This is a genomic window from uncultured Porphyromonas sp., from assembly GCF_915070105.1.
Taxonomy (GTDB): Bacteria; Bacteroidota; Bacteroidia; order Bacteroidales; family Porphyromonadaceae; genus Porphyromonas.
On sequence record NZ_CAJZFJ010000070.1, the window covers coordinates 1 to 11,266 of the forward strand.

Genomic DNA, 11,266 nt, shown 5'->3' on the forward strand with positions numbered 1-11,266 from the left:
AGGATATACTTAGAGCGAGGTAGTGTACACGCGTGTATACTGTTGTGTACACGTGGGTATACAGTAGTGTACACACGTGTATACTCATCCCTCCTAGGTAGGAGGCATTCGCTTGGCATATCTAGCCTAGGACATAGATACTTCTATCTTCGGCGTGTAGTCCTTGACGACCTTGCCCTCGCACTATAGTGATTTCATGCGTCAGCCCTATTCTATTCCATCACACAATGTAATCAAAGAGGGCAAGACGGAGCTCAATACCCGCCCTCTAGGGGTGATAGTCATCACCAAGCATCACGATAGAGACAACTTTTGCCTGTAGTTTTCAGCTTAGTACCTTTGTGTAGCTAACACAACGGTACAATGGTCGTTCTGATGGCCGTACCGTTGTGATTAGCTTCCAATCCAGTACCTTCGTATCGCTAATGCAACGAGCCCCTACCCTGATGTGGCTGATGTGATGTTGTGATTATCTTTCAATTTAGTACCTTCGTATCGCTAAGGCAACTCGTGTCGTTCGTTTCATTACGGCGAAGGGTTGTGATTAGCTTTCAATTCAGTACCTTCGTATCGCTAAGGCAACTGACAACCTCACCTCAACTCTACGCTATGGTTGTGATTAGCTTTCAATTCAGTACCTTCATATCGCTAAGGCAACTAGGGAGAGCAGAGATAGCACCATGAGAGGGTTGTGACTAGCTTTCAATTCAGTACCTTCGTATCGCTAATGCAACCAACATCGACCAAAAACTTAAGCCACTTAAGTTGTGATTAGCTTTCAATTCAGTACCTTCGTATCGCTAATGCAACCAACGTCCACGACGAACTTAAGCCACTTGAGTTGTGATTAGCTTTCAATTCAGTACCTTCGTATCGCTAATGCAACTGATTCTGCATAGTGATCTAGACATGAGTAGCTTACGAAGATTTATAGAAAGAGAAAAGCCGGTGGTACTCCACCGGCTTTTCCTTTGATTAGAGGAGAAAAATATCTTCGTCAGGGAAGAGATCAAGGGGAGGAGGCGCTTCTGGGGGCTTCGTCGTACAGTGAGAGGAGAAGTGCTCCATCATCCCAAACTGCTTGTCTGTGATCGTCATGATCACTACTTCACCCTCGTCGGGGAGCATACTCTTCACCCGCCACACATGCACAGCAGCATTCTCGGCACTAGCACAGTGACGGGTGTAGATAGAGTACTGAAACATCGAAAAGCCATCCTTGAGGAGGCTTTGTCGGAAGCCTGAGGCTGCCTTACGCTCCAGCGACGTATAGGTAGGGAGATCAAAGAATACAAAGACCCACATAACACGATATTCACTTAGACGACTTGCTTTCATCGGAGTATAGGATAGGATAGTTTACGGGCTTCTCCCTGGAAGCAACGCAGTAGGGAGCCCGCCGTCAGGGAGACAGCGACCATCAGAGGATGACGCTGTCCCTCTATCTCGACGTCCAGAGTAGGGATGGAGAGGAGTTGGACCTTCAGCTCCTTGGTGAGCGCCGTAGGGATCTCCTCCTCACAGAGCTCGACGACCAACTGATCCACATAGGGGCGGTAAGGCTCCATAATATCATCCGCTAGGCAGTAGGCGTTGTACTTGTTGTGATGGTGGATACCTAGCGTCGGGAGGAGACCGCAGCTGACGAGTGCACGGGCGACGATAGCCCTTAGGATCGCATAGCCATAGTTGAGGAGGGCGTTGGGAGCAGCCTCCTCACGCTCTCGGAGAAAGCCCGGCAGAGAGACGAAGAGGTTGCGCCAATAGAAGGCCGCTGCTCGAGCCTCTAGGTTCTCTGAGTCGCCACTCTTCACCTGCTTGGCCCAGGCAAGTAGGTTCTTCGTGGGTTCCCCGAGGACTTGCCCGAGGAGCGTGGCTTGATTGAGGATCTTCGCCTGCACGGTTTGTTGCCAGAGTTGCTTCCGCAGGGGAAGGGAGGCCTCCAGCTGTGTGCGGAAGCGTTCATTCTGGAGTGTGTGTCCATCGAGGGGAAGTAGAAGCCCTGCAGGCAGGTGACTAGGAGAACACGTTACTACGGCGCAGTTATTCTCCAGAAGCGCGTGCAGGAGCCCATGGGTGATGGTGATCTGCTGATGGTCGAGTAGGACGACCCCAATATCTTCTATTGGGATCGTCCGTACTGGACGCTTAGCTTCCCCCTCACAGGGCTGACGCACCTCGATCTGCTTATTCCTAAGGGCGAGGTAGGCAGGGCTCCCGAAGTAAAGGGTATGCTTCATCATGATACTAGCCTATTGACTTAGGCTAGGGATATTCTGCCTAGGAGGTCTATCTTCACCTTGCGAGGGTTAAGCTTCACATATGCTTTCAAGCTTTGAGCCCTATAAGATTTTGGGATTCCCCCCACGTTATCTTTACCATCAAGTGTTGTCTCTAAGTGATACCTAAATACGTAGTCATGTGTCGCTAGCTTCTGTACCCGATAGAGGTGGCGACTCAGCGTAGGATAGTCCTCTCCTTCTATCGCAGCTTTGATTTCCCCATCCGTCATCCCAATCAGGAACATATCATTGATGCGTAGCACCTCCATCAAGCGTAGCCTAGAGATGGGGAGCGCCTCTAGAACCTCCTCGGGGAGATCGGGTATGGAGAAGGCCTGCTCCATCACCTCCCTCGGGTGAGTAACTATGGCAGGTAAACCATAACGGATACGTGCGACTGCCTGCCAAAAGGTGACCACCGACTCGACCATTCTCCCATCCACATCCCGATATAGGGCTAGATGGTGATTATTCCCCGGGGCAACAAAACCTACAGCCTCGCTCTCAGCATTGTATCTAAGCGGTACGAGCTTGGACAGATCCTTACCCGTAAAGCATCGGATACTATGTACCTCTTGCGTCTGTGCCTCATCGAAATAAAGGGGCTCAGCGAAGGCCTCCTTCTCTCCACGCTGAGTGATGCGCTCTCTGACCTTTTCGCGTAGTACTTCGTCTACAATGTAGCCAACATCCTTTGGTTTCAGGCTTTGGAGCGGATATTTGCATACGACCTTATCCTCTCCATCGACGCGGATCACACCATAGATGGTCTCCTCGGAGAGTGCACCTCGTGGGATAAGTACCCCCCTCTGCACATCGGTCTTACCCGAACGATTGTAGATATTACGACCTCGGGATATGGTACGCTTACCTGGGCGGAGTGAGACAAGGATACCTTCGACGTGACTTGTCACCTCTCCAGTCGTGAAGTGAGGCTGTCGAATGAGCCAATGCTCCAGTAGGGAGAGCTTCTCTTTCTTAGAAAGTTTGTGCTCTTGTTGCTGTTCCTTGATGAATGTATCCATCTCCTCACGATCCGCCTCTGCATTCACCCTATTGAGTCGCTGTATGTAGCTCTGCCGAGTACAAGCAACGACGAGGGCATCGATAGCGTGATGACGATGATCCTTTCGCTTAGACCAGTCCTTGATACGCTCATCGGTACGCTCTCCATCCCGATGTTCTACCGTAACGACCTCTGTCTCGCCCATAGATCTGTATCGATCTAGGTTGAGTTTTTGCAGGATATTGTCATAGCCCCACAGCTGACGGAGCTTAGCAGTGACCCCCCCCTCGGAGGCACTCACTAGTCGTATCCCCTTACGGAGAATGCTCTGTGCCTCACGGGAGATATACTGAGAGAGTCGTAGGTGACGCTCGATGAAGTCTTCGGGTAGATCCTTAGGTAGCATCAAGAGGCGCTGACGCTTAGAGTAGGATATCTTCTTAGCATGGAAAAGGCTATCCACTCGCTTGATGTAGTCCTGCTCCCATCCCTTGGACTGGATGTACTCCATCGCAAAGCGATTACCTTTCTCTTGGTTACAAGAGCGACAGGCACAGGCCTTATTCGACATGGAGTCATCGAAGAGGATGGACCTCGGGATGATGTGCTCTACCTCGATCTCCTCACCTCTGAGGAATTGCACGAGATCTACATGCTTACCACAGTAGATACAGCTCTCGGCAGACTCTTGCCACAAGCGATACTTTTGGATACGTGACTTCGTGGGAGTAAGGCCATCCCCCTTCATCTGTATATCCTCGGCGATTTCCTTGTTTTTCTTTTCTCGTGCATTATTGCTCTTAGTGGCCTCTTCACGTTCCTCACGGCTCATCTTTAGCTCGCGAGCTAGCTCTACACGTACCTCATCGATCTCACCATGTTCCCTCTTGAGCGCATTGACGAGGTTGATCATCTGGTTTAGGATCTTCTCGACTACAGGCTGACGAAGGGCATTCTTCTGCAGGAGAGGGATTTCCTCCAGCAAGCTACGCTCATCTCGCTCCTGAGCAGTCATACTATCGGAGTGCCGTACTCCAGCAGCCTCGGCAGCCTCGCTATACATCTTACCCTCCTGGAGGTGAGGAAGGAGCTTACAGATGAACTTGGCAGACTTGTTCCCATAGCCCTGCTTGACGAAGTCTATCTTATAGAGGGCATCCATCAGTCCATTGTCTAGGTCTTCTCTCTTGATCCCGAGCTGTCCGACTAGGGCACGATACATATCAGCCCTATCCTCGATGGAGTAGAGGATATGCCAGAGCTTGTAGAGCGGTTCGTTTTGATATCCTTCTTTATCAGATTCATCAATGACCTGACAAATGACACCATCCTCATCAGCCTCGCGAGAATCCCTACGAACCAAGTCAAATCGGAATAGCCTCTCATACTGCTCATAGCCCTTGAAGGCCTTGCGCAGGATAGCTGCAGTTGTATTCCCTGCGATCCCCTTCTCGAGTAGCTTGTCGCACCAGAGCTTGTCCTTCGGCTTAATTTTGAGCTCCTTACGAAGTGCCGTAAGGCTAAGCTTATCGTTCTTCTGGAGGTAGTCAAAGAGCTTTTGCTTTTCCTCCTGCTCCAGCACTCGCTCTGTGCCATCAGGATAGTAAAGGCGGATGTTATGGATGGACTCCCAGACCTTACAGACCTGAAAGATAGGGGAAGACTTCGGGGCTACCTTCGGACCAATGGTGATGGTTCTCTCGACGAGCTCCTCGACACCCTCCTTGTTGATACGCTTCACTTGTACGACCCGCTCTTTCTTCTCAAACTCGCAGGTGGAGACCAGCTGTTTGCAGGACTTCAGAGGACGCTGATAGAAGATAATGCGGTCTCGTATCCTCTGAATTAGTTCATCTGTGAGGATCTCGGGATAGAACTCTCGTTGCACCGCCATGATACGGTCATATTCCTCGAGGTAAGCCTCACGGGGATAGACCTGCTCCTTGATGCGGTAGGTGTAGTAGACTCCCCTGGGGGCGGTCTGTTGATTAGCTCTTAGCTCCTCAGCGAAGTGCTGACCGATGGTCTGCCCCTTCTCTTTTAGGGCTTGGTAACGTCCTTTGACTTGAGCTACATAGCCCTCCTTTTCCTTCTTGGACTTGCCCTCGGCCTCAGCCTCGGCAGCTTCATCAGCCTTTGCGTGCTTGTAGCCTCGCTTCTGGTTGATGTGTAGTAGCACGCGTCCCAGTTCAGCTAGGCTCAGCTGCTCTCCTGGGGTAGCAGCTCGTGCCCGTAGCTCCCAGAGCTCGAGTAGGGGGAGCTTGATGAGGGACTCGTCGGGGAGCATCCCATGCTCACTGAGCACCTTCTTTAGAGCCTCTCGCCGTAGCTGATAGCGATCCATGCCCTTGCGGATGGTGCGTACCACCGTACGCATCTTGTTCTTGGAGATCGCCTTTCCCTGAGTGAATTCCGTGGCATCATCCGTAGAGAGGGGCACGATACGGCTCCCCATACCTAGGATACTCTGTGGTTTCTCATCTTTGTCAAGGGTGATTAGGCACCACCCTATAGACCCGACACCGAGGTCTAGACCAAGTACTTTTCTTGCCATTGTACTTCTCTGCGTTTATTGGATTATAAATATTTTGGCTACCTTTGTGGTACTGATTTGAAAAGCTAATCACAATAAGGATTATTCCGTTGTGAAAACATCCAAGGCGGGGACTTCGGTCCTCGTCTTTTTTTGTGTCCATACACCAGTACAAGAGGTCTCCCAATTACACGGCCTAAGTTACTGACTTCCTAGCTAATTCGCAACTTATCACCTACCCTCCACCCGCTGTACTGGCTGGTCACAGGATACATACACCCACCCTGATCGTTTAGGTTTCGGTCTCAAATGCAGATCCAACTGAGGCACTCGGGGCTTATCTTCTTCTTTCTTTGTATCTTTGCGCCACGATCCGATGCGTCGTCTGTCTTTCCTCCTCCCTGTGAGGGGTGGTAGGGATAGCTTGCGACGGCGGTATTTTGTTTCACTATATAAGTACAAGTAATATGTATCTTGATTCAGCTAAGAAGGCCGAGCTCTTCGAAAAGCATGGTAAGGGCGCTAAGGACACTGGGTCTCCTGAGAGCCAGATCGCACTCTTCACCTTCCGTATCGCCCACCTAACGGGTCACCTACAGAAGAACAAGAAGGACTACAGCACCCAGCGTGCGCTACGTATGATCATCGGTAAGCGTCGTCGTATGCTCGACTACCTCCAGAAGATCGACATCGAGCGTTACCGTGCCATCATCAAGGAACTCGGCATCCGCCGCTAATCCCCTAAGGTGATCCACTAGGCTATCTCATATAGCCTACCAGATAAAGAGGCTACCCCCCGACTGGGAGGTAGCCTCTTTAGTTATATATACGGAATTAGGATAAGCCTTGGGAATGGTAGAGCTCCAGCGAAGGGGAACTAGGCGGATAGGATAAGTGAGACTAATTCCTTGTAGAGCTCCGAGGCTGGTAGAGAGGCATCGACCCCCTTAGAGGCCGCATCGACCATCCTCAGATGATGGACTATGGCGAAGACTTGGCTAGCGGTATAACTTCGGCGAGCGAGGTCATAGTCCTTGGCGGCATAGGGAGAGACCTTCAGCGCCTCTGCTATCGAACGTTCGTTGGGCTGAGGAATGTAGTAGACAGCCATGAGGTTGGAGAAGAAGCCAAAGAGGGTAGCCAAGGTGACCTGGATCGGGTGGGTACGCTCGTTGGCTGCAAAGTAGAAGGCTATACGGTAGGCACGAGCCGAGTCTCGCTTGATGAGGCTAGAGAGGAGCTCAAAGTTGTTGTACTCCTTGCTCACCCCCACATAGTACTCTATATCCTCGGGGCGCACGATAGAGCTCTTCCCCTCGAGGGCTAGAGCTATCTTCCCTACTTCGCCTAGGATCTTCTCCAGGTCATTACCCGTAGCCTCAGCCATTAGGAAGGCGGTACGCTGGTCGATCGTTAGGCCATGCTCAGCGAAGGTACGTACGATGAAGTCGGGGACCTTGGAGTCGTAGATCTTGGATGACTCGTAGACAGCCTTGCGCTCATTGAGGGTCTTGTAGAGGGTCTTACGCTTGTCGGGCTTCTTCTTATGACAGAGCACGAGGCAGGTACTCTGGGGTAGATCATCTAGGTGGCTAGCTATCTGATCGAGGTCTCGCACCTGCTGTGCCTCCTTCACGAGGACGAGCACACGCTCACCCATCATCGGGAAGCGCAGAGCATCGAGCAGGATGTCTCGGCTGGTGACCTCTGCCCCATAGAGGACAGTGAGGTTGAAGTCCCGCTCATCCTCGGGGATGACCTTCGTCAGGAAGAGCTCGGCAAGGCGGTCAATATAGAGGGGTTCGTCCCCTGCTAGGAGGTACACGGGCTGGAGCGCACCCTTCTTGATCGCCTTGGCGATATCATCGTAGGTAGCCATATCGGTATTTATTGTCTAACTTCGTGGGCGTGCCCTAGGGGACACGTACGACAAAGATAAGAATGATCAAACTAAATCTCCCGGATTACCGCCTACGACTAAGGAAGGAGGAGGGTAAGACCTATATCTACGATGACCTCCGCCAGCGATTCGTCACCCTCACCCCCGAGGAGTGGGTGCGCCAGCACTTCGTGCACTACCTGATGGAGCACCTAGGCTACCCCCGAGAGCTGATGATGAACGAGGTGACCATACAGGTGGGCTTGACGACCAAGCGGTGTGATACCCTACTCTATAGCCGTCAGCTCACCCCTCGGGTACTGATCGAGTACAAGGCACCCCACATCCGCATTACCGATCGAGTACTTCAGCAGATCCTTCGTTACAACTATACGCTGCGTGTACCCTACCTCATCCTAAGCAACGGGATGGAGCACTTCGCCTGCTGGATTGACTATGAGCAGGGCTCCTATACCTTCCTGGAGCATATCCCGCCCTACGACGAGCTCAGCGACTGACCTTCACCCTACGACCGACGACCACCATGAGACACAGAGAAGCCTACCTACACTACGTCTGGCGCTATGGCCTCTACGACCAACTCATCCCGACAGGGGAGCTCGCAGGGGCTCGCATAGAGGTGCTGGAGCCCGGAGAGCTAAATACAGATGCAGGCCCGGACTTCTTTGCCGCTAAGATTCGCATCAATGACCTCCTCTGGATCGGCTGTGTGGAGATCCACCATGCCTCCGCCGAGTGGTACCATCACCACCACGACACTGATCCCGCCTACCGCTCGGTGATCCTACACGTCGTGGAGCTAGACAACCGCCCGATAGCGTTGGACAGTGGAGCGCCACTACCGACCTGCCTGCTAATGATCCCCCAGCACCTAGAGCCGAAGAACGTACTGCATAGTCCCTCCCCCACAGCCCTTCCCTGCTGTCCTGGGGTGTCCTTGGGCAACCCAGTCCCCCTTGCCCAGCTCAGTCCTGTCGTACGTGAGGCTTGGCTTCGATGTCTACTGCACTGCCGCGTGCGAGAGAAGACGAAGGCGGTAGAGGATCTACTGCACCGCTGCGAAGGAGACTGGGGGCAGACCTTCTACTCCCTCCTTATGCGCTACTTCGGCTTCGGGCTCAACAACGAAGCCATGGAGCGACTAGCCCTTAGCCTCCCCTACACCATTCTGATGAAGCATCGGGATCACTTGGACCAAATCGAGGCGCTACTCCTCGGGCAAGCAAGTCTCCTTAGCTTCCTCCCCGAGGGAGACTACAGAGAGCACCTAGAGGGTGAATATACCTTCCTTGCCCACAAGTATGCCCTGCGCACTCTACCTAGCGGGACATTTCGCCGAGCACGCACCCGACCCAGCAACCTCCCCGAGCGTCGCCTCCTACAGCTGGCGGGGCTACTCTGCCAGAGGGAGAGCCTAGCCGAGGAGAGCCTCCGTGTGGACAGCCTAACAGAGGCCTATGAGCTCCTTCGCCCCTCCCGAGAGGGTCGTAGGGAAGAGGGTGAGGTAGGCACCTGTAGCGTCCTCAGTCCTGCGAGCTGTGACCTACTGATCATCAATGTCCTCATTCCCTATCGCCTCACCTGGAGGCAACACTATGGGGACGAAGGTGAGGAGTCCTCCCCCCTCTCCCTGCTGGACGGACTCTCGGCAGAGAGCAATCGTATCACACGTCTCTTCGCCTCGGCTGGGCTCCCCGTAGAGACAGCCTCGCACAGCCAAGCCCTACTCTACCTACATCGCCACTACTGTAGCCAGCAGCTCTGCTCCTATTGTCCCTGGAGCACCTGCCCCTCAGAGGCTACGACGTAGGCCAGAGCCAGCACATGTACCCCTCCCGCATACCCCCCTCGGGGATATCCATTGTATACCCGAGGGAGCCTAGCCCATAGCTCTGTAGCGCCAGCGTTATCCCCTATAGTTATTTCCTCCTAGAGCACCCTCCTGGGCTCATACCGAGAGCGCATGAGTGTACACGCGTGTACACAAGTGTGTACACGTGGGTATACTATAGTGTACACACGTGTATACTCCACCCTCCTAGGGTATAGGTGTACACTAGGATAAGCGGAGCCTAGGGGAAAGATACACCTGTATCTAGGCTAGGCTCCTGACGCCCCCACCCTAGGCCTTCGTCCCTCTGTCCTAGTGCCCTACACACGTCAGCCCGGAGGCTCCTTCGGGGATCAGGGGAGATAGTATACAGCGATATGGTTAGCTTATTCTAGGTATAAAATAAGGATATAAGAACCCTCTGCAAGCCTTCATCTACCTACATGTTGGGATATAGGCTAGTACGATTATGCCTTTTTTTCGCTAATAATAGTACTTTATATACCTAATTAAGCTATCTTTGTAGGGCGATAGGGAAACCCTTGGGGAGATCTATGCTAGTGAGGAGGATGGGTATGGGTGAATGGTCCATATCCCTATTGCCATGTGTGACGTGTATCAACAGATCATAATTAAATAGAACTTGTATGTCGTGGTTAATCAAATCTTCGATCGGGCGTAAGTTGGTCATGAGTATCTCAGGCCTTGCACTTATCCTGTTCTTGACCTTCCACATGTCGATGAATCTCGTAGCCCTCTTCTCAGAGGAAGGCTATAATGCTGTCTGCGAATTCCTCGGTGCGAACTGGTATGCCCTCGTGGCAACGAAGGGGCTAGCCCTACTCTTCATCGTGCATATCGTATATGCCTTCATCCTGACGAACCAGAATCGTAAGGCACGAGGCAACGACCGCTATGCTGTCATCGACCGCCCCAAGGGCGTAGAGTGGGCTTCGCAGAACATGATGGTCCTAGGTGTAATCGTACTCCTCGGACTAGGCCTGCACCTCTTCAACTTCTGGGCTAAGATGCAGCTAGCAGAGATCATGGGGCAGCACGACCTCGGGATCGAGGGCGTCTCTGGACCTACAGATGGTGCTGGACTCATCCGCTATACCTTCTCCAACCCTATCTTTGTCGTGCTCTACCTCGTGTGGCTGGCTGCCCTATGGTTCCACCTAGCACACGGCTTCTGGAGCTCGCTGCATACCATCGGGTTTAACAACAGAGTGTGGTTCGATCGTCTGCACAAGATCTCGAACATCTATGCCACTATCATCATCCTTGGCTTCGCAGCCGTCGTGGTGTGTTACTTCTTCCGTTCCCTCTGCGGGGGTGCTTGTAGCCTTTAGTCCTAGACTTAGCGCATAAGCAAGCGATCCGTTATTAGCCCTATCCATATTATGTCACAGATAGATTCTAAGATCCCCGCCGGCCCATTAGCCGAGAAGTGGACAAACTATAAGGACCACCAGAAGCTGGTCAATCCAGCCAACAAGCGTCGCCTCGATATCATCGTCGTCGGTACGGGGCTGGCAGGTGCCTCTGCAGCTGCATCACTGGCAGAGATGGGATTCAACGTCCTCAACTTCTGTATCCAGGACTCCCCTCGCCGTGCACACTCCATCGCCGCTCAGGGTGGTATCAACGCTGCAAAGAACTACCAAAACGACGGGGACTCCGTCTACCGCCTCTTCTACGATACGATCAAGGG

Annotated in this window: 9 protein-coding genes; 5 read left to right on the forward strand and 4 right to left on the reverse strand. The window is 52.6% G+C overall.

Translation table 11 applies throughout. The features are described 5' to 3' along the window. Positions 1-975: 975 nt before the first annotated feature. From cas2 to cas9, 3 genes are read right to left on the reverse strand one after another with little or no spacing between them, the layout of a single operon-like run. The gene (gene cas2, locus QZ554_RS07100; RefSeq protein ID WP_297195389.1) at positions 976-1,338 is read right to left on the reverse strand and encodes a CRISPR-associated endonuclease Cas2; all 363 of its coding nucleotides are present in this window, start codon (positions 1,336-1,338) and stop codon (positions 976-978) included. After that, positions 1,335-2,243 (reverse strand): type II CRISPR-associated endonuclease Cas1, encoded by a 909-nt coding sequence (cas1, locus tag QZ554_RS07105; RefSeq protein WP_297195391.1) that lies wholly within the window; start codon positions 2,241-2,243, stop codon positions 1,335-1,337. Before cas1 ends, cas2 begins: the two co-directional genes overlap by 4 nt. Before the next feature lie 17 nt (positions 2,244-2,260). After that, positions 2,261-5,842, reverse strand: a complete 3,582-nt coding sequence (gene cas9, locus QZ554_RS07110) for a type II CRISPR RNA-guided endonuclease Cas9 (protein WP_297195393.1) — start codon at positions 5,840-5,842, stop codon at positions 2,261-2,263. A gap of 446 nt (positions 5,843-6,288) precedes the next feature. Here cas9 and rpsO point away from each other — a divergent pair, with 446 nt between their 5' ends. Further along, the gene (rpsO, locus tag QZ554_RS07115; protein WP_297176723.1) at positions 6,289-6,558 is read left to right on the forward strand and encodes a 30S ribosomal protein S15; all 270 of its coding nucleotides are present in this window, start codon (positions 6,289-6,291) and stop codon (positions 6,556-6,558) included. A gap of 140 nt (positions 6,559-6,698) precedes the next feature. Here the strand turns inward: rpsO and holA are convergent, their stop codons facing one another. After that, entirely contained in the window at positions 6,699-7,700 is a 1,002-nt protein-coding gene (gene holA / locus QZ554_RS07120; RefSeq protein WP_297195395.1) for a DNA polymerase III subunit delta, read from the reverse strand. A gap of 62 nt (positions 7,701-7,762) precedes the next feature. Between holA and QZ554_RS07125 the strand changes: the two genes are divergently transcribed. From QZ554_RS07125 to QZ554_RS07140, 4 genes are all read left to right on the forward strand, one after another. Continuing rightward, complete coding sequence (locus QZ554_RS07125) at positions 7,763-8,218, forward strand: type I restriction enzyme HsdR N-terminal domain-containing protein (protein ID WP_297195397.1); 456 nt, start codon at positions 7,763-7,765, stop codon at positions 8,216-8,218. 26 nt (positions 8,219-8,244) lie between these two features. Further along, the gene (locus QZ554_RS07130; protein WP_297195398.1) at positions 8,245-9,531 is read left to right on the forward strand and encodes a DUF2851 family protein; all 1,287 of its coding nucleotides are present in this window, start codon (positions 8,245-8,247) and stop codon (positions 9,529-9,531) included. A gap of 668 nt (positions 9,532-10,199) precedes the next feature. After that, entirely contained in the window at positions 10,200-10,904 is a 705-nt protein-coding gene (locus QZ554_RS07135; RefSeq protein ID WP_297195400.1) for a succinate dehydrogenase/fumarate reductase cytochrome b subunit, read from the forward strand. Positions 10,905-10,955: 51 nt separating this feature from the next. Next, positions 10,956-11,266, forward strand: a 311-nt coding sequence (locus tag QZ554_RS07140; protein WP_297195401.1) for an FAD-binding protein, incomplete at its 3' end; no start/stop codon positions are given.